The 21,830-nt window shown below is 70.1% G+C and carries 18 protein-coding genes; 7 read left to right on the top strand and 11 right to left on the bottom strand.

Annotated elements, in window-relative coordinates:
* Positions 1-21 precede the first annotated feature (21 nt).
* The gene (locus ACX9GQ_RS22080) at positions 22-1,671 is read right to left on the bottom strand and encodes an ABC transporter permease (RefSeq protein WP_459631765.1); all 1,650 of its coding nucleotides are present in this window, start codon (positions 1,669-1,671) and stop codon (positions 22-24) included.
* Between the two features lie 112 nt (positions 1,672-1,783).
* Positions 1,784-2,800: an extracellular solute-binding protein gene (locus ACX9GQ_RS22075; protein ID WP_459631764.1), complete on the bottom strand. Its 1,017-nt coding sequence runs from the start codon at positions 2,798-2,800 to the stop codon at positions 1,784-1,786.
* Between the two features lie 289 nt (positions 2,801-3,089).
* Between ACX9GQ_RS22075 and ACX9GQ_RS22070 the strand changes: the two genes are divergently transcribed.
* Positions 3,090-3,482: a hypothetical protein gene (locus tag ACX9GQ_RS22070; RefSeq protein ID WP_459631763.1), complete on the top strand. Its 393-nt coding sequence runs from the start codon at positions 3,090-3,092 to the stop codon at positions 3,480-3,482.
* A gap of 58 nt (positions 3,483-3,540) precedes the next feature.
* Here the strand turns inward: ACX9GQ_RS22070 and ACX9GQ_RS22065 are convergent, their stop codons facing one another.
* The 6 genes from ACX9GQ_RS22065 to ACX9GQ_RS22040 all read right to left on the bottom strand — a co-directional run bounded on the left by ACX9GQ_RS22065 (position 3,541) and on the right by ACX9GQ_RS22040 (position 9,745).
* On the bottom strand, positions 3,541-3,726 hold the full coding sequence (locus ACX9GQ_RS22065; RefSeq protein WP_459631762.1) for a hypothetical protein: 186 nt from the start codon (positions 3,724-3,726) through the stop codon (positions 3,541-3,543).
* Between the two features lie 229 nt (positions 3,727-3,955).
* Positions 3,956-7,120, bottom strand: a complete 3,165-nt coding sequence (locus tag ACX9GQ_RS22060; protein ID WP_459631761.1) for an efflux RND transporter permease subunit — start codon at positions 7,118-7,120, stop codon at positions 3,956-3,958.
* Between the two features lie 22 nt (positions 7,121-7,142).
* On the bottom strand, positions 7,143-8,537 hold the full coding sequence (locus tag ACX9GQ_RS22055; protein ID WP_459631760.1) for an efflux RND transporter periplasmic adaptor subunit: 1,395 nt from the start codon (positions 8,535-8,537) through the stop codon (positions 7,143-7,145).
* 309 nt (positions 8,538-8,846) lie between these two features.
* Positions 8,847-9,206, bottom strand: a complete 360-nt coding sequence (locus tag ACX9GQ_RS22050; RefSeq protein WP_459631759.1) for a hypothetical protein — start codon at positions 9,204-9,206, stop codon at positions 8,847-8,849.
* Positions 9,203-9,475 (bottom strand): hypothetical protein, encoded by a 273-nt coding sequence (locus tag ACX9GQ_RS22045; protein WP_459631758.1) that lies wholly within the window; start codon positions 9,473-9,475, stop codon positions 9,203-9,205. Before ACX9GQ_RS22045 ends, ACX9GQ_RS22050 begins: the two co-directional genes overlap by 4 nt.
* A 33-nt stretch (positions 9,476-9,508) precedes the next feature.
* The gene (locus ACX9GQ_RS22040; RefSeq protein WP_459631757.1) at positions 9,509-9,745 is read right to left on the bottom strand and encodes a hypothetical protein; all 237 of its coding nucleotides are present in this window, start codon (positions 9,743-9,745) and stop codon (positions 9,509-9,511) included.
* A 172-nt stretch (positions 9,746-9,917) separates the two neighbouring features.
* Between ACX9GQ_RS22040 and ACX9GQ_RS22035 the strand changes: the two genes are divergently transcribed.
* Positions 9,918-12,335 carry a BTAD domain-containing putative transcriptional regulator gene (locus tag ACX9GQ_RS22035; protein WP_459631756.1) on the top strand — a complete coding sequence of 806 codons (2,418 nt, stop codon included), beginning with the start codon at positions 9,918-9,920 and terminating at the stop codon, positions 12,333-12,335.
* A gap of 3 nt (positions 12,336-12,338) precedes the next feature.
* Here the strand turns inward: ACX9GQ_RS22035 and ACX9GQ_RS22030 are convergent, their stop codons facing one another.
* A complete protein-coding gene (locus ACX9GQ_RS22030) occupies positions 12,339-13,745 on the bottom strand; it encodes a S8 family serine peptidase (protein WP_459631755.1) in 1,407 nt (468 codons plus the stop codon).
* Positions 13,746-14,004: 259 nt separating this feature from the next.
* Here ACX9GQ_RS22030 and ACX9GQ_RS22025 point away from each other — a divergent pair, with 259 nt between their 5' ends.
* The 5 genes from ACX9GQ_RS22025 to ACX9GQ_RS22005 all read left to right on the top strand — a co-directional run bounded on the left by ACX9GQ_RS22025 (position 14,005) and on the right by ACX9GQ_RS22005 (position 18,997).
* Positions 14,005-14,790 (top strand): phosphatase PAP2 family protein, encoded by a 786-nt coding sequence (locus ACX9GQ_RS22025; RefSeq protein ID WP_459631754.1) that lies wholly within the window; start codon positions 14,005-14,007, stop codon positions 14,788-14,790.
* Between the two features lie 74 nt (positions 14,791-14,864).
* On the top strand, positions 14,865-15,290 hold the full coding sequence (locus ACX9GQ_RS22020) for an FKBP-type peptidyl-prolyl cis-trans isomerase (protein ID WP_459631753.1): 426 nt from the start codon (positions 14,865-14,867) through the stop codon (positions 15,288-15,290).
* A 151-nt stretch (positions 15,291-15,441) separates the two neighbouring features.
* On the top strand, positions 15,442-16,863 hold the full coding sequence (locus ACX9GQ_RS22015) for a lipopolysaccharide biosynthesis protein (RefSeq protein WP_459631752.1): 1,422 nt from the start codon (positions 15,442-15,444) through the stop codon (positions 16,861-16,863).
* On the top strand, positions 16,860-17,747 hold the full coding sequence (locus ACX9GQ_RS22010; RefSeq protein ID WP_459631751.1) for a glycosyltransferase family 2 protein: 888 nt from the start codon (positions 16,860-16,862) through the stop codon (positions 17,745-17,747). The genes ACX9GQ_RS22015 and ACX9GQ_RS22010 overlap by 4 nt, the downstream gene beginning before the upstream one ends.
* Positions 17,744-18,997: a glycosyltransferase family 4 protein gene (locus ACX9GQ_RS22005; protein ID WP_459631750.1), complete on the top strand. Its 1,254-nt coding sequence runs from the start codon at positions 17,744-17,746 to the stop codon at positions 18,995-18,997. The genes ACX9GQ_RS22010 and ACX9GQ_RS22005 overlap by 4 nt, the downstream gene beginning before the upstream one ends.
* Here ACX9GQ_RS22005 and ACX9GQ_RS22000 read toward each other — a convergent pair.
* Both ACX9GQ_RS22000 and ACX9GQ_RS21995 read right to left on the bottom strand, forming a co-directional pair.
* A complete protein-coding gene (locus tag ACX9GQ_RS22000) occupies positions 18,955-20,232 on the bottom strand; it encodes an O-antigen ligase family protein (protein WP_459631749.1) in 1,278 nt (425 codons plus the stop codon). The genes ACX9GQ_RS22005 and ACX9GQ_RS22000 overlap by 43 nt on opposite strands.
* Positions 20,229-21,767, bottom strand: coding sequence for an undecaprenyl-phosphate glucose phosphotransferase (locus ACX9GQ_RS21995; RefSeq protein WP_459631748.1), 1,539 nt, complete (start codon positions 21,765-21,767; stop codon positions 20,229-20,231). Before ACX9GQ_RS21995 ends, ACX9GQ_RS22000 begins: the two co-directional genes overlap by 4 nt.
* Positions 21,768-21,830 lie beyond the last annotated feature (63 nt).

Genomic DNA, 21,830 nt, shown 5'->3' with positions numbered 1-21,830 from the left:
GGGAAGCCCGCCGCTGCGCGTTCAGGCCCGTGCCGGCGACAGCCCCGCCGCCTCGTCCACTGCGACCGCCTCCGCGGGCGGCGTGCCAGGAGCCGACACCCGCATCAGCGTGATGACGGGGGCGATCCCCACCGCGACGATGGCGAGTGCGGCGAGTGCGCCCTCCTCGAACACGCCGCGCGAGGCCTGCGCGTAGAGCAGGGTCGCCAGCGTGTCGAGGTTGAGCGGGCGAAGCAGCAGCGTCGCGGGCAGTTCCTTCATCGCGTCGACGAACACCAGCAGTGCCGCCGAGGCGAGCGCGGGGCGTGCCAGCGGGAGGTGGATCTCCCGCAGAACCGCGGCCGGCCGTCGACCGAGGGTGCGTGCGGCGTCGTCGATGCTGCGGGAGATGCGGCTCATGCCGCTCTCGATGCCGCCGGACGCGATACCCAGGAAACGGATGGCGTAGGCGATCACAACGGCTGCGCCCGAGCCCGTCAGGAGGAGGCCGGGAGAGGCCCCCGTCAGCGCGCGCCACGTGTTGGCAAAGACGTTGTCGAAGGCCGCGAGCGGCCACAGCAGGCCGACGGCCAGCACCGTTCCGGGAAGGGCGTAGCCCATGGCCGCCACGCGACCGAGAAAAGCGACCCGCCGGGTGCGGACGAGCCGCCCGGCCGCGGCCACGACGGCACCCGCGACGAGGACGATGGCGGTCGCGAGGGCGGCCAGCGTGATCGTGGCGGCGAGGGCGCCCCAGAAGGGCTCCGGAACTCCGGTCGAGAGTGTCCGGCCCACGGCTTCCCGCAGCAGGAAGCCGGCCGGGAGCACGAAGCCCGCGAGGACGGGCAGGGCGCACAGCAGCGTCGCGGTCCAGCCCCGCGCGCCCTTGAGCGTGACGGGCGTGACCGGGCGCGGGCGCTTCATGGAGCCGGTGAAGCCTCGCGAGCCGCGGGCCCGGCCCTCGGCCCACAGGATCAGCATCACCATGGCCAGCATGACGCACGCGATCTGGGCGGCGCCCGGCAGGCTGCCGCGGTTGAGCCACGTCGTGTAGATGGAGACCGTCAGCGTGCGCACGCCCAGGTAGTCGCTGGCTCCGATGTCGTTCAGCGTTTCGAGGAGAGTCAGCGACAGGCCGAGCGCCAGCGCAGGCCGCGCCAGTGGGAGGGCGACGGTGCGGAACGTCTCCCAGGGCCCCGCGCCCAGGGTGCGGGCCGCCTCCAGCAGGTTGGCACTCTGCACGGCGAAAAGGGCCCTCGCCGTCAGGTAGACGTACGGGTAGAGCACCGCGCCCATGATCAGGACGGCCCCGGGCAGCGACCGAACCTCCGGGAACCAGTACTCTGCGCGGGAGCGATAGCCGGTCAGGGCGCGGAATGCTGTCTGGACCGGCCCGAGCGGCTCGAACATCTCCACGTAGACGTAGGCGACGATGTAGGTGGGGACGGCGAGGGGAAGCACGAGCCCGGCCGCCAGCCAGTCGCGCAGCGGAAACCGGTAGGCCGTCACCATCCAGGCGGCACCGACCCCGACGGAGGCGGTGACCAGGGCCACGCCGGCGAGCAGCCAGCCGGTCTGGACGAGGGCCGTGGGCAGGACGTTGAGCGCCACGTGCCGCAACGTCGAGGCGTCGCCGCCCAGCGCGATCGCGACGAGAGCAAGGACCGGCGCGGCGACGAGCAGCGCAGCCATGGTCGCGCCGGCGACGAGCCGGCGCGTGGCTGTGTCCGATGCGCCGATCCCGGGGCGTGGAGACCCCGGGACGGCGCGAGCCAGTGTTTCGGAGGAAGTGTTCAAGGACCGGTCAGTTGTCGAAGCCGACCTGGTCGACCATCTCGCTGGCGGCGCGGCGGTTCTTGGCGATGTCGACGAGGGCGAGGGAGTCGGGCTGGATCGGTCCGGCGACCTTCTCGGTCTCGGCTCCGCCCACGCCCTTGCGGATCGGGTACTCGTAGTTGAGGTCGGCGAGGATCTTCTGGCCCGTGTCCGACGTCATGAAGGTGATCAGCTTCACGGCCGCGTCCTTGTTGGGTGCGTTGCGCGCCACGGCGGCCCCGGAGATGTTCACGTGCGTGCCCCCGCCGGCGAAGCTGGAGTTGAGCACCTTGATGGCATCGCCCCACTGCTTCTCGTTCGCATTCGTGCCGTTGCGCATCAGGCCGACGTAGTAGGTGTTGCCGACGCCGATGTCGCACACGCCCGCGAGAATGTCCTTGGCCACGTCGCGGTCGCCGCCCGACGGCTTCTTGGCGAGGTTCGCCTTGACGCCCTTGAGCCACTCGGCCGCCTTCTCGGGGCCCATGCGCGACACGGCAGCGGAGAACAGCGACACGTTGTAGGGGTGCTGGCCGGAGCGGATGCAGACCTTGCCCTTCCACTTGGGGTCAGCCAGTTCCTCGTAGGTGATCGAGTCCTGCTTCACCCGGTCCTTCGACGCATAGACGACGCGCGATCGCAGCGTCGTGGCGAACCAGGTGTTTCCGGGGTCACGAAGAGCCGCCGGGACCTGCGCCTTCAGCGTCGCGTCGTCGATCGGCTGGGTGATGCCCATGTCCGTCGCGCCGGCGAGCTTCGAGACGTCGACGAGCACGATCACGTCCGCCGGCGAGTTCTGTCCCTCCGCCTTGACCCGCTCCTCCAGCCCGTTCGTCAGGAACACCGCATTGACCTTGATGCCGGTCTGCTTGGTGAAGGCATCGAGAACGGGCTTGATCAGCCCGGGCTCGCGGGAGGTGTAGACGTTCACCTCGGCGGCCAGTGCCGGTGCAGTGAACGCAGCGCCGGCAAGCAGCACGGCGGGAATGATGTTGCGGACGGTCATGGTCGTTGCTCCTGCACAGGGTTCAAGGCCCTGTCTCGGGGTGGTCGATGACCGCGATATCGCCCGCCGTGGATCGGGGGTCAAGAAAAAATCCTGCAACTTCAATACTTTGTAGCATTTCTAAAGTGCGCAGTCCGGAATCGTTCCAGTCTCTGGACCTCAAGTGACTGAAACGCCGGAACCCGTCCTTACGCCGTTGCGCGAGGTCAAGGACGGCTTCGCCGTGCACCGGCATGGATTATGGTGTTGCCGCTGGCACCGTCCGGCGGCGATCCGACCACCGAGGACCATGATGACCACCCATCCCCTGAAGCGAATCCTTCTCAACCTCGCTCGCTCCAAGGAGCACCCCGACGGCTCGGGCCGCCACGGCTACGAGATCGTGGCCCCGCTCGACGCCGAGGGGCGGCTCGATCCGATCGCCTGGAAGGAGACGCGGGCCGCCTGCCGTGTACGCCGCTTCTGGGGGGCGGAGAAGGACGAGTACGGGCATCTGGTGCATCGGTCGGGCGGCAAGGGCGGCGCGACCTGGGCCTTCGACTACGATCCGGCCGGCAGCGATGACGACGAGGCCGGCTACCGACTCGGCGAGCACGTCTTCGCGCCGGGCGAGTATGTCTCGGTGAAGGACGAGGACGGCGTCACCCACACGTTCCGCGTGGTCTCGGTGAAGGGCGCCTGAACCGGTTCCATCGGGGAGGCAGCCGCGGCGCGCCTCCATCCCGCACGTCTCCGACGCGTCAGCGCCGCAGTGGCGGCGGCGCGTCGGCCGGCCCGAAGAGATCGAGGTGCCGCTCGAAGGCGGACTGGCCGATCACGATCCCGGAGATACCCAGCGTCAGACCGAGGAGGAAGGCGGCGACGGCCCGCCACAGCCGCCCCGTCCGACGGCCTTCGTCACGCGGATGCTCCGCCTCCGGGCCCACCTCTCCGGAGGGCCCTTCGAGGGCAGGATCAAACCGCAAGTGACTCATGATGAGCGAACACAACGCAAGGTCGTTCAGGGTCCGGTAAGCATGACCCCTTCCACAGCTTGAGCAACAACAGCCTTACCGATCCCTTAACGGGAGCTTGGCCGGACCGTTCGAATTTGAATTGTCGTCGCGTGTTGCGCCGCGACCTCAGCCGCGGCGCCAGGCAGAGGGATCCGGTCCCTCATTCCGCCTTCTGGTGGGCGGCGCCATGGGGAGCCACCGGCACCGCGGCGGCCACCGGCGTGCCACCCGCGACCACGGTCTCGGCTGCGGCCTTCCTCCGGCGCGACCCGCGCGTCAGGAAGCTCTCGACGCGGTCGAGGTAGTAGTACACGACCGGGGTGATGTAGAGCGTCAGCAGCTGCGACACCATGAGACCGCCGACGACCGCAATGCCGAGCGGCTGGCGCAGTTCCGAGCCTGCCCCGTGTCCGATGGCGATCGGAAGCGTGCCGAAGATCGCCGCGAAGGTCGTCATCATGATCGGCCGGAAGCGGATGAGCGCCGCCTCGCGGATGGCGGTCAGCGCGTCCGCGCCCTCGCGCCGTCGCTCCAGCGCGAAGTCGACCATCATGATGGCGTTCTTCTTGACGATGCCGATCAGCATCAGGATGCCGATGATCGCGATCACCGACAGATCCATGTTGTAGTACTTCAGCGCAAGCAGGGCGCCGAGGCCGGCCGAGGGAAGGCCGGATAGGATCGTGATCGGGTGGATGAAGCTCTCGTAGAGCACGCCCAGCACGATGTAGATCACGAGCACGGCGGCGAGGATCAGCAGTCCCTGGCCGCGCAGCGCGTCCTGGAACAGCTGGGCGGAGCCGGCGAAGCCTGTCGTGATCGAGGCCGGGATGCCGGCCTGCCGCTCGACCGCGCGCACGGCCTCGACCGCCTCGCCCAGCGACACGCCGGGCGCGAGGTTGAACGAGATCGTCACCGCGGGTTGCTGCGACTGCCGGCTCACCGAGAGCGGACCGATGGTGCGCTTGATCGTCGCGACCGACTCCAGCGGGATGTTCTGCCCGTTGTTGCCGCGCACGAAGAGCTGAGACAGCCGCGCCGGGTCGGTCTGGAAGTCTCGGTCGGCCTCCATGATGACCGGGTAGTCGTTGGAGGGCGTGTAGATCGTCGAGATCTGCCGCGAGCCGAACGCGTTGTAGAGCGTCTGGCGCAACTGGTCGGAGGTCACGCCGAGGTTGGCGGCGCGTTCGCGGTCGAGCTCGATCATCACCTGCGGGTTGGCGAGCTGCAGGTCGATGTTCACGTCACGCAGCTGCTCCAGCTGCGTCATCCGCCGGCGCATGTCCGGGGCCACCCTGTAGAGCGCCTCGGTGTCGCCGCTGGTCAGCGTGTACTGGTACTGGGCCCGCGACTGGCGGCCGGAATTCAGGTTGATGTTCTGGACCGGCTGCAGGACGAGCGTCAGGTTGGGGATGTTCGCCGTGGCGCGGCGCATCCGGGCGATGACCGTGCTGATGTCGTCGCGCTGGTCCTTCGGCTTCAGCGCGATGAACATGAAGCCCTGGTTCACGCCGCCCATGCCGATGTTGGACGTCAGGTAGTCGACGGCGGGATCCTGCTTGAGGATCTCCATCACCGCCTGCTGGCGCTGCGCCATGGCCTGGAACGAGGTGTCCGGAGGCCCTTCCGTCGCGCCGCGCAGCAGGCCCGTGTCCTCCTGCGGGAAGAAGCCCTTGGGCATCTCCATGTACATGGTGGCCGTGACGTAGACCGATGCCAGCGTCAGCAGCAGGACGAGGGCGCGGGCCTTCAGCACCATGTCGAGCGTGACGCGGTAGACCGCCAGCATCCCGCCGACGACCGCGTCGACGGCGCGCGAGAACAGCCCGGGTTTCGCGTGCGAGTCGTGCGGCTTCAGGATGCGCGCGCACAACATGGGCGTGAGCGTCAGCGACACGAAGCCCGACACGAGGATCGCCACCGAGATCGTCACGGCGAACTCGCGGAAGACGCGTCCCACGACGCCGCCCATGAAGAACACGGGGATGAACACCGCCACGAGCGCCAGCGTGATCGACACGATGGTGAAGCCGATCTCGCGCGAGCCCTTCACCGCCGCCTCGTAGGGCTCCATGCCCTCCTCGATGTGGCGGACGATGTTCTCGAGCATGACGATGGCGTCGTCGACGACGAAGCCGACAGACAGCGTGAGCGCCAACAGCGAGATGTTGTCGATCGAGTAGCCGAGCACGTACATCGCGGCGAACGTACCGATCAGCGATACCGGCAGCGCCAGCGTCGGGATGATCGTCGCCGTGAGCGACTTCAGGAACAGGAAGATCACGAGCACCACGAGGGCGATCGAGAGCATCAGCGTGAACTGGACGTCGAACACCGCCTCGCGGATCGGGATCGAGCGGTCGTTCAGGACGTGGAGGCCGATGGAGGCGGGGAGCTGCTCCCTGTAGCCCGGCACCTTCTCGCGGATGCGGTCGACCACTTCCACGGTATTGGCGTCGGACTGGCGGAAGACCGCCACGATGAGCGAGCGCTCGCTGTTGAACCACGAGGCCGACTCGTCGCTCTCGACGGAATCCTTCACCGTGGCGACGTCGCCGAGGCGCACCTGGATGTTGTTGCGCGAGGAGACGATCAGGTTGGCGTAGTCCTCGGCCTTGCGCAGCTGGCCGGTCGCCTCGATCGTCACCCGCTGGCGCTCCCCGCGCAGCGTTCCCGTCGGCTGGTTCGAGTTCGCGGCGGCCACCGCGGCGCGCAACTCCTGGAAGGTCAGGCCGCGCGACGAGAGGGCCGAGGGATCGGCCATGATGCGCACGGCGTATTTCTGCGAGCCGAAGATCAGCGCCTGGGCGACACCCGGAATCTGGGAGATCTGCTGCTGGAGCACCGTCTCGGCATAGTCGTTGACGGTGGAGAGCGGCAGCGTGTTCGACGTGACGACGAGGAACAGGATCGGCTGGTCGGCCGGGTTCACCTTGCGGAAGCTCGGCGGGTTCGGCAGGTCCGAGGGCAGGCGGCGGGCCGCCGCGCTCAGCGCCGACTGCACGTCGAGGGCGGCGCCGTCGATGTTGCGGTCGAGGTCGAACTGCATGGTGATGTTCGTCGATCCCTGCGTGGAGACCGACGTCATCGCCGTGATGCCGCTGATGTTGGAGAACTGCCGCTCGAGCGGCGCCGCCACGGAGGCGGCCATCGTCTCGGGGCTTGCGCCCGGCAGCTGGGCCGAGACGCTGATGGTCGGGAAGTCGACGCGGGGCAGGGCGGCCACCGGCAGTTGCCGGTAGGCGAACAGGCCGAAGATGATGAACGACAGGGTGATGAGCGTCGTCATCACCGGGCGCTGGATGCAGACCTCGGGGAGCCTCATCGCCTGGTTCTCCTTCGGGTGCTCAGCCGCGCGGCTGGCCGGCCTGCACGGAGGCGCCCGCCGGGGCAGGTGCTCCGGCCTGCGGCGTCCCGGCCGGCTGTTCCGGCCGCTGCCCGCCCTGGCCCTGCGGCCGCTGCTGCGGCTGGTTTCCGGTGCGGGTCTCGACCCGGGCGCCGTCGTTGAGCAGCAACTGGCCGTCCGTCACGACGATCTCGTCGCCCTTGAGCCCGGTCTTGATCACCGAGAGGCCCCGCAGGGACCGGTCGACGGTGACGGGCCGCACGCGGGCCTGACCGTTCTCCACCACGAACACGATCATGCCGTTCTGGCTCTGCTGAACCGCCTCGCGCGGCACGGTGATGGCGTCCGGCTCGATGCGGATGACGAGGCGCACGTCGCAGAGCGCGCCCGGCCACAGAACCTCGTCGGCATTCTCGAACACGCCCTTCAGGGCGATGGTGCCCGAGGTGGGGTCGACCGTGTTGTCGATCACGGCCACCTTGCCGTCGATCGCCTCGGTGAGGCCCTGTGGCGTCGCCTGCACCTTGGCCGTGCCCTTGGCGAGCGCCTCGCGCAGCTCGGGAAGCAGGCGCTGCGGCACGTTGAAGGACACGTAGATCGGGCTGATCTGGTTGATCATGGCGAGCGGCGTGCTGCCGTCGCCGGTCTTGGCGATGTTGCCTGCCTTGATGCCGGCCACGCCAACGCGGCCGGAGATCGGAGCCTTGATCGTGTAGTAGCTCTGCTGGATGCGCAGGTTCTCGAGCGCCGCCTCGTCCGCGCGGATCTGGGCCGTGACGGTCTGGACGGTGGTGCGGGCGTTGTCGAGGACGACCTTGGAGCCGACCTCCTGGGCCGCGAGCTGCTCGTTGCGGCGCACGTCGCGCTCGGCCTGCTCGAGCTGCGCCCGCGAGCGCATCAGGTTGGCTTCCGCCTGCTTGATCTGCGCCTCGATGCCGCGGCTGTCGAGCTCGAACAGCACGTCGCCCTGCTTCACCTGGGCGCCGTCCTCGAAGTTCACCTTGATGATCTGGCTCTCAACGCGCGAGCGCACCGTGACGGCCGCGATCGTCTGGACCGTTCCGATCGTGTCGAACCGGACCGGCATGGGCTGGCGCTGTGCCTTGCCCACGACGACGGGCACCACACGCTGGGCTCCACCGGGGCCGCCGCCGGGCCCACCGCGCCCGGGGCCGCCCTGCTGCGCTCCCGGTCCGGGCGCGCCGGCGGTCGGGGCCGCGGCCGTCTGTGCCGCCGGCGGCTTGATGCCGGGGATCAGGGCGGCGACGTTCGGGGGAAGCTGGGCGACGAGAGCGTCGCGCCGGGGTTCGAGGCCGGGCCAGATCTTGGGTGCGACGTAGAACGCCGCGACGGCGCCAACAATGACCACTGTCAGGACGGACGCCTTCGACGGCATGCATGGGACTCCGTGGACCGGGCAAAAAGGAACGAGCTCGGTGGCGGTGCCCCGCGCTGGACGCCGTTGTTATACAACCGTCCGAGACGTTTTGACAGTTACAAGGCGTTCATATTGTGCAGTCCGGCCGTCCGACGACCCGCAATGGTGAACCGCAGGGTTCACGGTGTCGTGACCGCGTGGAACACCCGCGCTCAAGGTCGGAAAAGGCAAAAAAAGGGGCGCCGGCGGGGTCTCTTCGCCGGCGCCCGAGGCAGAGGGGCCCCGTGGGAGAAGGGCACCCTCGGATCGGTTCGAAAGGGCCGCGCCTCAGGCGGCGTCCTGCAGCGACGAAGGCGCCGCGGCTCTCCTTTCGGTCGAGGGATGCAGACGTGCCGCTGCCGACTGCTGCCGCCAGCGATGCCGCTTGACCTGCGTCAGCACGATGACGGTCGCGCAGCAGGCTGCGTTCAGGGCGTTGATGGCGGCGAGTTTCGGGTCGGCGACATTTACCTGCGCGTAGAGCGCCGTGCTTGCATTCGCCAGGAACCACATCGCCCAGGTCGAACAGGCGATGGCCTCGGCCCCGCGCCGGTCGCGCGCGATCCGCACGATCTGCGGCACATAGGAGCCGAGCCGCACGACGTTGAAGAAAGAGAACAGCGCGAGGGACACGTCGGCCAGCGTCATGGCGCCATCCCCCTCTCCGCGCTCGCCTGCCGGGAGACCGGCGCGTCGGCCCGGGTCTGGCAGGCGGAGAGCCGCAGGACGTTGAGGGGCAGGAGCACTCCGTGCAGGGCCACGACCGGCAGCAGCGAGAGCCCGAGGCCGTAGGCCAGGAACAGCACGTTCGCGAGGATCGCGAACGCCCGCAGGGCCAGCATGTCCCGGCAGAAGAACGCGGCCACGGTGGCGGCGGCTGCCAGGAACCCGATGATCTCGATGCCTTCGATCGTCATGGCGCGCTCGCGGAACTGACGGGAGGGGGGCGGCTAGAGCACGACCATCCGCCAGAGCCTGCGGATGCGGGCGTCGTCACCCGGCAGGGGCGTCGGCCCGCCGGACCCGGGCTGGCCCCCCTCGGGGGGCTTGGCCGGAGAGGGCACGGGGCGGGGCGTGACGTCGGAACGGCGTTCCGGCAGCCGCCGGGCGATGGGCCGCGCAGGGCCGGGACCGGCAGCGCCGGCGTGGCGCGCGGAATGGGAGGCTCGCAGCTCGGTCGCGATCATGTCTCGCTCCCTCGATGTCGGTGTTGCGTCGTCGAGGTCACCAGACCCCATCTAGCGAACGTCGGCGTGACGGAAGACCGCGGCGCGGCGTGAAAAGTGCGTGACATCGCGTGCTGGCCCCGCGGCGGCGGCTTCGCTAGTCTGGGTTGCAAGGACCTCGGCCGGGGCAGGAATGTCGGAGTTCTGGGAAGCGGGCGGCAGCGGCGACCGGTCCGGGGCGCGGTACCACCTGCGCGTGCTGGGTCCATTCGAGCTCGTCGGTCCCCGCGGCGCGGTGGATCTCGGGCGAGGAAAGCTGTGCGGCCTGATGGCGGCCCTCGCGATGGGCGGCGGATCTCGTCCCCGGGAGGCCCTGGCGTCCCTCCTGTGGGGATCCCACTTCGAGTTGCAGGCGCAGCAGAACCTGCGACAGGCCATCGCCCGCCTGCGCACCGCACTCGGCCCCGACGTGCTCGTGGCCGACCTGCGACAGGTCGGCCTGGCGCCGGGAGCAGTCGCCTGCGATGCGGCCCGGTTCGAGGCGTGCCTCGCGGATGGCGGTGCCGATGCCGTCGAGGAGGCCATGCGTCTCTACGGCGGCTTCCTCACGGATGTCGTGATCCGCGAACCGGGCTGGTCGGACTGGGCCCGCGACGAGAAGGCGCGTCTCGAGACGCGCCTGCTGGACTCCCTCGTGGCACGCGGCAGCGAAAGGCTGGCGGCGAACGATCTCGACAGGGCGCTGGCTGCCGGCCGTCGGGCGGTCGAACTGGATCCGCTGCGGGAGGACGCCCATCGCCTCGTCATCCGGGCGCTGGCGGCCAGTGGGCGCCGGGCCGAGGCGCTGCGGCAGGTGGAGGTCATCGCCGGCCTTCTGCGGTCGCAGCTGAAGGTCGAGCCCGATCCCGAGACGCTGGCTCTCGCCACGGGCCTGCGGCGCGGGGAGCAGGCGCCGCCGCGACCGTCCGCCCCCGCCATCGAGGCGACCTTGAGGGCGGCCGGCACGTCCAGCGCGGCCCTCGTGGCGCTGAGCCGGGACGGCCACGGGGCCGGACAGGCGGCGGAGGCCGCCGCCCGCCTCGGCGCGCGGATCGTCCACACGTCGGGCGGTGGCACGCTGTGGGCCTTTCCCGACCTCCGCGCGGCCGCCGCTGCGGCGCTTTCGCTCGTCGGAGGGCAGGGTGGCCTCGCCGCGGGGCTCGACGTGCCGGGAGGAGACGGGGGAGAGGAGAGGGCGGGCCTCCTGGCGCAGGTCGCGCCCCCGGGGACCGTGCTGGCCTCGGAGGACGCCCGTGCGGGGCTTTTCGCCGACGTCGACGCCGATATCGAGGACCTCGGCGCCGTCGGGGGAGGGGAGGCCGTGCGGGCCTACCGGCTGGAGCAGGCGACGCAGGCCATGGGCCGCTCCGGTCCCCCGCCTCTTTGGCCGGCGGTGGCCGTCGTGCCGTTCGAGACCACGGGCGGCGACGCGGGCCTCGCCGGGCTCGGTGACGTGCTAGCGGACGAGATCATCGTATCGCTCGCCCGCAGCGGCGAACTGACGGTGATCTCGCGGCTGTCGACGGGCGCGCTGCGGTCCCGCGCGCTGGCGCCGGGTCGAATCCGCGAACTGCTTCACGCCAACTACGTGCTGTCGGGGCGCTGCCATGTGCTGGGGGCCAGGCTGCGCATCGCGATCGAGTTCACGGACACGCGCACCGGCGAGGTCCTGTGGGCGGACTCGCAGGTCGTCGGCGTGGAGGACGTCCTCCAGCCCGACGGCATCGTGGACGCGGTCGCCGCGCGGGTCGCGACCACCGTCGCGCAGACCGAGGTGCGTCATGCGCGGGCCGGCAGCATCGCCACGCTGGAGGATTCGACGCTGCTGATCGGTGCGATCGCGCTCATGCACCAGCTGTCGCTGCCCAAGTTCGAACTCGCCCGCGAGATGCTGGAAGCCCTCGCGGCCCGGGCTCCCCGCCGCGCTGCGCCGCATGCGTGGCTCGCGATGCTGTCGGTGCTGCGCACGAGCCAGGGCTGGTCGTCCGACCTGGCCCGCGATGCGCGCCTGGCGGCCGACCATGCCGCGCGGGCACTCGACGCCGAGCCCGACTGTTCGCTGGCCCTCGCGGTCGACGGCCACGTCAACACGCACTACCTGCGCCGCTTCGACATCGCCGAGAGCCGGTTCGAACTCGCCGTCGAGGCCGGTCCCAACGACGCGCTCGCGTGGCTGCTGAAGAGCACGCTCCACACGTTTCGCGGGGAAGGCGAGCCGGCACTCAACTCCGCCGAGCGGGCTCTCCTGCTGTCGCCGCTCGATCCACGGCGCTGGTACTATGATGCGCTGGCGGCGTCGGCCGCCGTCTCCGCGCAGGACTACGAGCGGGCGGTCGCACTCGCGCGCCGGTCGATCCGGGCCAACCGGACGCACAGCTCCACCTTCCGCGCACTGACCATCGCGCTCAGCCTCGCGGGGCGGGTCGACGAGGCGCGGCAGGCCGCGCGCGACCTGCTCACGCTTCAGCCCGACCTGACGGTCTCGGCCTATCGCGAACGCCACCCGAGCGGCGCCTTCGCGATCGGCGACCGCCTGGCGCAGGCCCTGCGGATCGCCGGCGTCCCGGAGTGAGGCTCAGGGCAGGGCGGCGAGGCGGGTCCGGACGGCGGCGAGGTCGATGACGCCGTGTCCCGTGCGGGCAGACCACCCGGTGCTCCCGTCGGCGGGTGGCGACGCCGTCTCCATCAGGGCCTGCTTGAGGTCGGCGGGTGGCACTGCGGGCCAGCCCTGCCGCAGGGCGGCCAGTGCTCCCGCGGCGACCGCCGCGGCAGTGGACGTTCCCGTGTTCAGCCGCGCGCCGTCGTCGTCCTCGCGGAACGCGCTCGGAGCGCTGATGTCGGGTTTCTCGGCCGCTCCGGTGTGCAGCCCGGGCCCTTGCGAGGACGAGCCGATCCACAGCCCGTCGGCCCGGACCGAAGCCACGGTGAGAACCTTCGGATGCCCGTTCGATCCCAGGATGCTCGCCCCGGGACCCCGGTCCAGCGGTCCGCATCGCGGATCGGGGCAGAACTGGCCGCAGTTGCCGGCGGCGAAGATGAGGTCGGCGCCACGGCTCGCCGCCTCGTCGATCAGCAGGCTGAGCGGATGCAGCGGATCGTCGAGGCCGGTCCCCGGGTCCCATGCGCGCCGGAAGACGGCCCAGGCGTTGAGGGCAACCCAGGGCTGCGGCCTTCCGCGCGTGCGACCCGCGTCGATCTCAGCCAGCAGCGCCGCGTAGGCATCGGCAATGTCGCTGGCGAAGCCCTGGATGGCGAGGAGCCTGTCGGGAAGCACCGCAAAATCGTGCAGCGTCGCGTCGGGAGCGAGAGCCATGACGTTGCGTGCCATGTCCATGCCGTGCCCGCCCTCCGTCGTTCCCGGCAGCCGGGGCGGTCGGGCCCAGCCGCCCCCGAAGTGCGGCAGGCGGGTCGCGTCGAGCCCGTGGTCGAACAGCGCGACGTTGACCGTGCGCCCGGTGAGCGCGCCGCCGGGACGCGTGGGGTCGGAGAGCGCCGCCGCCCCGATCCGGGCATGCGCCATCGTGCGGACCGAGAACGGCTCGTCGGAGACACCTGCGACGAGCGGTCGCGCCGCCTGGACGGGCACGTCCACGCCCGCGCTCACGAGGCCGCCCCGTCCGGCCGCGGCGGCATCCTGCAGCTGCGCCAGCGTCGCGGCGTCCGTGTCGAGCGCGAGCACCAGCCGGCTCACGAACGGGCGGCGTCGCTCCCAGCTCGCCCGGGCCGCATTCAGCGGCGGCCCCCTCCGGCCCTGAAGGGCCTCGTCGCGCCGCGGCTGGTCCGGATCCGGCGTGCCCGGCGGCAGGACGGCGCTGCGCGAGGGCGCTGCAACCGGTTGCATGACCGGCTGGCGAAGCGTTCCGCCCAGCCGGGCGACGAAAGCGCCATAGATGTCGGCAAGCGGTGCGGTCTCGTAGAGGCGCAGGAGATCGGCCTCGGCCTGCAGCACGACGAAGGAGCGCATCAAGGATCCGTTCTCCATGCGCCCGGTCTCCCGGGCCTCGCCTTGATCGACGGCAACTCATGATGAAACACTTGGCGCCGGCAACCAAGAGCGGCGCGGGAGGCAAGTCATGGCGGGGCGTATCGGTGCGGCATCGGGACTGTCCGGCCTTTCGGGGCTCTCCGGACTATCGGGGCTCTCTGGGCTGTCCGGTCTTTCGGGCCTATCCGGACTCTCAGGGCTCTCGGGACTATCCGGCCTTGCCGGAGGAGGCGGGCCGGGCGCGGAGGTGAGCCTCGTGCGTCCCGTCGGGATCTCGCCCGACCCGGTGCGCGACCCCGCGTCGACGCAGGACGACCCGTGGTGGAAGGGACACCCCTGGCCGCCGCTCGACGCCACCTTCGCGACGCGGGATGGAGTCGACTTTCCCCTGTCCGCGTGGTCGACGAACCATCTGTCCACCGTCGCGCTCGGAGAGTTCGTCCGAGCCAGTGCCAACGGGAAGCGCTGGAACCAGTTCGCGATGACGGCCTACCCGACGGGCGTCGACCTCAAGAAGGAACTGGACGAGCTCCACCACCTGATGGAGTACCGGGCAGGAGTGATGGGCGAGGCCTTCGGGCAGGCCCCGTCATACATGGACTATTTCCGGGGCCTGCTGACCTTCTCGCAGTCCTCGCATCCCGCCACGTTCCGGCTGTGCTGGGTGACGATGCGCATCGCCGAGTTCCAGGTAATGCACTACAAGTACAAGGCGCAACGTCCGCGGCCCTCCTACCTGAGTCCTGCGCTCATGCCGCCGCTCGATCCGCCCGGCCACGCCGCCTATCCGAGCGGCCACGCAACGGAGTCGAAGCTGCTCGCTCTCGTGCTGAAGCAGGTGATGCCCGCCGTCGCCGCCGACCCGCTGGAGGCTCTTGCGGTGCGCGTCGCCCGCAACCGCGAGGTGCTGGGCGTCCACTATCCGTCGGACAGCCGGGAAGGGCGCCTGCTGGCCGAGTTCACGGAACCGATCCTGGCGCGCTGCGCCACGGTGAAACGCCTGAAGAAGGCCGCCTACCGGGAGTGGCATCCCGCCCCCTGACGGCCGGCCGCGCTTCCCGTCGGGCGCGTCGTCGTCTAGACACGTCGCCGATCGACTGATCCGGAGACATCCCGATGCCGTCCACCAACCGCCGCGGCGCTCTGGCCCTTCTAGGCCTTCCCGCGCTCGCCGTCCTCTCCACCCGAGCCTGGGCCCAGACCAAGATGACCACTCCTTCCGGCCTGACCTATACCGACCTCGTCGTGGGCACCGGCCCGTCGCCGCAGCCCGGCCAGCGCGTCACGGTGCACTACACGGGCACCCTGCAGGACGGGAAGAAGTTCGATTCCTCCCGCGACCGCAACGAGCCCCTCACGTTCACGATCGGCCGCGGTCAGGTGATCAAGGGCTGGGACGAGGGCGTGATGTCGATGAAGGTCGGCGGCCGCCGCCAGCTCGTGATCCCGCCGGAACTCGGCTATGGCGCGCGCGGCGCCGGCGGCGTGATCCCGCCGAACGCGACGCTCGTCTTCGACGTCGAACTGCTCAAGGTCGGCTGAGCCGACGCCTTCCCGACGTTTCGGCGGTCGGTCCCTGGGCCGGCCGCCCTTGTTGCAAGATGTGGAACTTCAAAGGCTTCGGCGACGTCGCTCTCGTCGCGGCGAACCTCGCGTAACGAATTGTTGCCGGCCGCCGTGCTAGCTGCACGGAATGGTGTTCACGCTCACCTTCCTTGCCAATGCGGGGTTCAACTTCGTCCTGGGCCTCGCCGTGGCGGGCCTGCTGGGGCCGGCGGAGTTCGGGCGCTACGCCATGGCCGGCGCTGTGGCCGTGCTGGTCAACGCCGTCTTCTTCTACTGGCTCGGCTTCTCCGCAGCACGCTTCTACTCCGAGACCGTCCGGACCGAGAAGCCGGCTGTCCGCGCCACTCTCGACCGGGTGCTCGCGATCCTCGCCTCGCTGGCGGTCGTCGCCGCGGTCGCGGTGGCCCTTCTCCCGTCTGTCGGCGGGCTGACCGGCACTCTGGTCGGCCTCGGCATCCTGGCGGGTCTCATGCAGGGGCTCTTCGACTTCGCCTGCACGCTGGCGCGCGCGCGCTTCCTCGATCGGCTGTACGTACGGCTCGTCCTGATCCGGACTGTGGGCGGCTTCCTGCTGATGCTCGCCGCCGCGCAACTCTGGTCGGATGCCGGCGCCGTGATGGCGGCGTCCATCGTGGCCGCCTGCATCGGCGTTGCCGCCGTCCGCGGGGCACTGGCCGACGGTCCGCTGCGGGAGACGCGCATCGACCCGGACCTCCTGCGGGCGTGCCTCGGCTACAGCATCCCCCTGATCCTCTCGCTCGTCGTCTACCAAGCCATACCGTTCCTGAATCGATCTCTCATCGCCGCCGTCTACGGCTTTGAGGAAAATGGTCAATTTTCGCTCGCCTACGACACGCTGAGCCGGATCTTCTTCGCGCTCGGAGCCTCGTTCGAGTTCATCCTGTTCCAGATGGCCGTCCGGGCGGAGGAGCGTCACGGGCGTGCCGCAGCCGTCGAGCAGCTCGGCCGCAACGTCGTCATCGTGCTCGCCGTGCTCCTGCCGGCGGCGGCCGGGTTCTGGCTCGTCCTGCCGGCCGTTGCCGGCACGCTGGTGCCGCCGGCCTTCCGCGATGCGTTCATCGCCTATTCGACGCTGCTGCTGCCGGCAGTGGTCGCGCAGGCCGCGATCACGAGCGCCCTGAACGGCGTCTTCCAGATCGACAAGCGTACGGCGCCGGCCGTCGCCGCCGCGGCCGCCGCGCTCGCGGCGAACCTGCTCCTTGCGGCAGTGCTGCCGGCCGGTCTCGGGCCGGATCGCTTCGTGCTGGCGCAGGTCGGCGGCCTGCTGGTCGCGCTCGCGGTCACCGCGGTCATGACGCTGCCGGTGCTGCGCCGCGCGGTGCCCTGGAGGGATCTCGCCGTGGTCTCGTTGGGCGTCATGCTCATGGTCGCCGCTCTCGGCTGGTGGCGGGGCGCGCTTTCGCCGCTGCCGACGTTGCTGCTCGCCGTGCCCCTCGGTGCGGCACTCTACGCGGCCGTGGCCCTTGCCGGAGACGTCGCCGGGACGCGCCGCCTTCTCCTCGAACGGCTGGGACGCCGGCCCGCATGACCCACGTTCCTCCAGCGACCGTCGGCGTCGTGATCGCGACCAAGGGGCGGCCGGACGTTGCCGGTGCTCTGATCCTGCGCCTTCTGGCTCAGACGCTGCCGCCGGCCTGCATCGCCGTCGTCGCGACCGACCCGGCCGACCTCCCGGCTGTCCCGTCGCCGCTCGTCGATGCGATCCTGCACGATCGGGCGGGCTCCAGCGCCCAGCGCAACCGCGGCCTCGACGCATTGGCGGGGCGGTGCCGCCACGTCGCCTTCTTCGACGACGACTTCGTCCCGGCGGGCGACTGGCTGGAGAAGGGTGCGGCCCTTCTCGACGCCGATCCCACGGTCGCCGGCGTGACGGGCAGCGTCCTTGCGGATGGCATCCACGGCCCCGGCATCCCGTGGGACGAAGGCGTGAACCTGGTCGAGGCCGCTTCCGCGGGGACCCATGCGCCTGGCGAGCCCGTGGCCAATGCCCGACCGTATGGCTGCAACATGATGTTCCGGATGGAGGCGGTCGGGCAGGAGCGCTTCGACGAGCGCCTCGTCCTGTATGGCTGGCAGGAGGACACCGACTTCGGCAGCCGGATTGGCCGACGCGGCAGGATCGTCAGGTCCCCGGCCCTGCGGGGCGTCCATCTCGGCCTGAAGCGCGGACGCGTCCCGGGGACCAAGCTCGGCTACTCGCAGGTCTCGAACGTCGCGTACCTGATGCGCAAGGGCACGATGCCGCCGGTCTTCGGGCTGTCGCTCATCGGCCGCAACGTCCTCCGAAACCTTCTCGGGGCCCTGGCTCCGGAACCCCACATCGACCGCCGGGGACGTCTGCGCGGCAACCTGATCGGTTGCGCCGACGTGCTGGCCGGCCGGCTCACGCCCGAGCGCGCGGAGGCCCTTTGAACGCATCCCGTCCCCTGCACGTCGTGGTCGTCGTCGACCACGCGCACGTCAACGGCGGCCAGGCCAAGGTGGCCATCGACAGCGCAGCCGGCCTCGCCCGGCGCGGGCACCGTGTCACGCTCTTCGCCGCCGTCGCGCCAGCCGATCCCTCGCTCGCCGATGCGGGCGTCTCCGTCGTGCTCACCGGGCAGCCCGACGCCCACACCGCGACCTCGACATTGGCCTATTCCCTGCAGGCAATGTGGAACCGGACGGCCGCCGCACGGCTCGCTGCGCTTCTGGCCACGTGCGATCCCGCCTCCACGGTCGTGCACGTGCACGGCTTCGCCAAGGCGCTGTCGCCGGCGATCGGCCCCGTGATCACCCGCAGCCGGCTTCCGGCCGTCATCACGCTGCACGAGTTCTTTCTCGTCTGTCCGAACGGCGGGTTCTTCGACTTCCCGCGCAACGCCGCCTGCCGGCGCACGCCGATGTCGCTCGCCTGCATCACCCACAACTGCGACTCGCGCTCCTACGTCCACAAGGCCTACCGGGTGGTGCGGCAGGGGGTGATCGATCGTCTCAGCGGTCTTCACGACGCCTTCGGCGACGTCATCACGATCAGCCACCTGCAGCGCAGCGTGGCCGAGCCGCTCCTGCCGAAAGGCCTGCGCTGGCACCATGTCGACAACCCGGTGCCGGTCTCCGATCCGGGTCCCCGCGACCCGGATTCCGCGGTGGGGGAGTTCCTCTTCGTCGGCAGGCTCTCTCCCGAGAAGGGGGCGCCGCTCTTCCTCGAGGCGGCCCGGCGGGTGGGCGTCACGGCGGTCGTCGTCGGCGACGGCCAGGATGGCCCGGCGCTGCGCGGGGCCTATCCCGAGGCGCGTTTCCTCGGCTGGCAATCCGGCGAGGCGGTGCGCGAGGCCATGCGGAAGGCACGGGCACTCGTCTTCCCGTCGGTCTGGTACGAAGGCCAGCCGCTCACGGTGCTTGAGGCGCTGGCCATGGGCACGCCCGTCATCGTCAGCGACATCTGCGCCGGCCGCGAGTCCGTGGTCGACGGGGAGAGTGGCCTGCATGTCCAGGGAGGCTCGGTCGATGCCCTCGCCGACGCCCTGTCACGGCTGCGTGACGACGCGGTCGCCCGGGCGATGGGGCAGGCCGCCTATGCGCGATACTGGGCCGATCCGCTGACGCTCGACCGGCATCTCGACCGGATCGAGGCGGTCTATGCCGGCGCGCGTGCCGCCGGGATCCGCGCCGCGGCCTGAGACCTGCGCCGCAGCCATCGCTCGTTGGCGATGGCGAGGCCCCACGTCAGACCGAACATCAACCAGAAATGGCGCCAGTGGTCGCTGTCGATCTGCAGTCCCTGCACGATCTGCGGGAACAGGCTCGCCCAGACGGGAATGAACCATGGCTGCCAGGGCGTCTTCTGGAACACGCCACGCCACCCCACGAACAACGTCGCGGCGATGAGCGCCAGGTACGCGAAGCCGCCGAGCCAACCGTATGACGCGAAGCCATTGATGTACACGTTGTGGGGGTCGTGCCCCATGACGCGCGAGAACTGCAGGGGTCCGAAACCGTTCGGCTCCTCCAGCAGCAGGGGGATCGACCGCTTCTGCAGCCCGAAGCGACCGGTCTCGCCCGTGTCGTACGACTGCACCAGCGACGCCCGGGTCTCCAGCATCTCGCTCACCTTCTCGAAGGACAGCGCGATGGTGACCGCGACCGCCATGGCCGCCAGCCCGAGCCCGGTGAAGAAGACGATGCGCACCCGCAGCCGGTGCGTGCGGGAGACGAGGAAGTTGAGCCCGACCGTCAGCAGCACCGCTGCGGCGAAAACGCCCCACGCGCCGCGCGAGAACGTGAGCAGCAGGCCCACCGCGACGAGACCCAGCACGGACATCGCCAGCAGGAACCGGCGCGTGGTGCCCGTCAGCAGGCGGTTGACGAGGAAGATCGCCGGCAGCACCAGGAACGGCCCCAGCACGTTCGGGTCCTTGAACGTGCCGGTGGCGCGCGAACCCTCGTAGCGGGTCAGCATCGGCCCGAGGCCGGCAATGTCGAAGAAGCCGATGATGGCGGTGATCGACGCCAGCACCGCCGCCACGATACTGCCGAGTTCCAGAGCGCGCAGTCGCCCCGCCGTATCCTCCTGCATGATCAGCACGAAGAACACGGCCGTGACGCTGAGATAGAAGGAGATGGCGACGAACATCACGGACTTCTGTTCGTCGAAGAACGGCAGCAGGGAGAACAGGCCGCCGACGTTGTAGGCCATCAGCAGAGCGACGATGAGCACCGCTTCGCGCACCATGCGCAGGCCCGTCGCCATGAAGGCGAGGGCGCAGAGAACGAACATCCCCTCGTAGGGGGAGGGCTCGATGAAGGCGACGAAGCTCGAGCCCGTCAGCGCGAACAGCAGCGCCCGCTGCAGCCCGTGCGCGGGGACGAGCGATCGCGCCCGTGGCGACGGGGAGGCGAGCGCGGCGTCCGTCAATAGGCGTTTTCCGTCTTGGTCAGGGCGAAGGGCGTCACCGCGAGGATGTACAGGTCCAGCAGCACCGACCAGTTCTCGATGTAGTAGAGGTCGTGCTCGACGCGCTTCTGGATTTTCTCGACCGTGTCGGTCTCGCCGCGCCAGCCGTGGATCTGCGCCCAGCCGGTGATGCCGGGCTTCACCCGGTGGCGGGCGAAGTAGCCGTCGACGGCGTCGTCGTAGCGGCGGTTCGCGGCGCTGGCGTTCACGGCGTGCGGACGCGGGCCGACGAGGGACAGGTTGCCCTTGAAGACGACGTTGATCAGCTGCGGCAACTCGTCGAGGGAGGTCTTGCGGATGATCCGGCCGACCCGGGTGACACGGGGGTCGTCGCGGGTGACCTGCTTCTTGGCGTGGTGGTCGGTCATCTCCGTGTACATCGACCGGAACTTGTAGACTTCGATCTTCTCGTTGTTGAAGCCGTAGCGGACCTGTTTGAAGAAGACGGGGCCCTTGGAATCGAGCTTCACCGCCAGCGCCGTGAGCAGCATGATCGGCGAGGCGGCGATCAGCGCCAGCGTGCCGACGATCTTGTCGAACAGCCACTTGGTGACGACGTCCCAGTCGGCGATCGGCCGGTCCGAGACCGGCAGGACGGGGACGGAGCCGATGTAGGAGTAGCTTCGCGGGCGCAGCCGCAGCTTGCTCTGGTGCGCGGCGAGCCGGATGTCGACCGGCAGCACCCACAGTTTCTTGAGCACCTCGAGGATGCGCTCCTCGGCCGTGATCGGCAGTGTGAAGATGACGAGGTCGAGATGGGTCCTGCGCACGAAGTCGACGAGATCGTCCGTCGTGCCGAGCTTCGGGTAGCCGCCGACCATGTCCGGCGAACGGGATTCGTCGCGGTCATCGAAGATGCCGCAGACGCGAACCTCTGAATCGGTCTCGGCATCGAGCGCGCGCAGAAGCTCCGCGGCCGCCGGCCCGCCGCCGACGATGGCCGTGCGGCGGTCGAGGCGCCCCGCGCGCACGAGGCGGCGGATGTAGGCGGCGGACGTGACACGCAGCAGGACGATGACGAGACCGGCGGCAAGGTACCAGCTGGCGAACCACATGAGGGAGGCCTGGTCGGCGAGGCCGGCGAACAGGGCCGTCCCGAGCCCGGCGACGAAGATCGCCGACCACGCCGCGAACAGCCGGATGCTCTGAGCCAGCGGCGCCCGCAGGCTCGGCAGGTCGTAGATGCCGAGCGCCTGGAACGCGACGACCGCCGCGAGCGATGCCGCGGCGATGATCCCTGCGTCCCAGGGCTGGGGAAGGGCGTTCCCGGTCCAGATCCAGTGGACGAGCAGGCCGGAGACCAGGATGCCGGCCGCCTCGGCCATCGCCACCGCGCCGCCCAGGACGGCATGGGGGATCGACGGCCTGTAGTTCTGGCCGGCGAACTCTTCCGCGAGGGTCGCGAGCTTCCGCAGGCTCGCCCGCTCGGGCCTCTCCGATGCATCCGGGGCGGCCGCGTCCACGGCGGCGGATTTCGCGTTCTGCGACTGGGCCATGAGGAGCCTCTGATTGCAGGCGATTTAATTGACAATCAGAGGTTTAGCAGCCCGACCTAACGG

The organism is Alsobacter sp. R-9 (genome assembly GCF_054612375.1).
The sequence above is the reverse complement of the archived record's forward strand: the minus strand, read 5'-3'. Positions and strand labels throughout refer to the sequence as shown.

What these genes read in the sequence shown, in the direction of transcription:
- ACX9GQ_RS22080 (WP_459631765.1), bottom strand. Translation starts at nt 1,671, where the DNA reads ATGGCTGCGCTGCTCGTCGCCGCGCCGGTCCTTGCTCTCGTCGCGATC.
- ACX9GQ_RS22075 (WP_459631764.1), bottom strand. Translation starts at nt 2,800, where the DNA reads ATGACCGTCCGCAACATCATTCCCGCCGTGCTGCTTGCCGGCGCTGCG.
- ACX9GQ_RS22070 (WP_459631763.1), top strand. Translation starts at nt 3,090, where the DNA reads ATGATGACCACCCATCCCCTGAAGCGAATCCTTCTCAACCTCGCTCGC.
- ACX9GQ_RS22060 (WP_459631761.1), bottom strand. Translation starts at nt 7,120, where the DNA reads ATGAGGCTCCCCGAGGTCTGCATCCAGCGCCCGGTGATGACGACGCTC.
- ACX9GQ_RS22055 (WP_459631760.1), bottom strand. Translation starts at nt 8,537, where the DNA reads ATGCCGTCGAAGGCGTCCGTCCTGACAGTGGTCATTGTTGGCGCCGTC.
- ACX9GQ_RS22050 (WP_459631759.1), bottom strand. Translation starts at nt 9,206, where the DNA reads ATGACGCTGGCCGACGTGTCCCTCGCGCTGTTCTCTTTCTTCAACGTC.
- ACX9GQ_RS22045 (WP_459631758.1), bottom strand. Translation starts at nt 9,475, where the DNA reads ATGACGATCGAAGGCATCGAGATCATCGGGTTCCTGGCAGCCGCCGCC.
- ACX9GQ_RS22040 (WP_459631757.1), bottom strand. Translation starts at nt 9,745, where the DNA reads ATGATCGCGACCGAGCTGCGAGCCTCCCATTCCGCGCGCCACGCCGGC.
- ACX9GQ_RS22035 (WP_459631756.1), top strand. Translation starts at nt 9,918, where the DNA reads ATGTCGGAGTTCTGGGAAGCGGGCGGCAGCGGCGACCGGTCCGGGGCG.
- ACX9GQ_RS22030 (WP_459631755.1), bottom strand. Translation starts at nt 13,745, where the DNA reads ATGGAGAACGGATCCTTGATGCGCTCCTTCGTCGTGCTGCAGGCCGAG.
- ACX9GQ_RS22020 (WP_459631753.1), top strand. Translation starts at nt 14,865, where the DNA reads ATGCCGTCCACCAACCGCCGCGGCGCTCTGGCCCTTCTAGGCCTTCCC.
- ACX9GQ_RS22015 (WP_459631752.1), top strand. Translation starts at nt 15,442, where the DNA reads ATGGTGTTCACGCTCACCTTCCTTGCCAATGCGGGGTTCAACTTCGTC.
- ACX9GQ_RS22010 (WP_459631751.1), top strand. Translation starts at nt 16,860, where the DNA reads ATGACCCACGTTCCTCCAGCGACCGTCGGCGTCGTGATCGCGACCAAG.
- ACX9GQ_RS21995 (WP_459631748.1), bottom strand. Translation starts at nt 21,767, where the DNA reads ATGGCCCAGTCGCAGAACGCGAAATCCGCCGCCGTGGACGCGGCCGCC.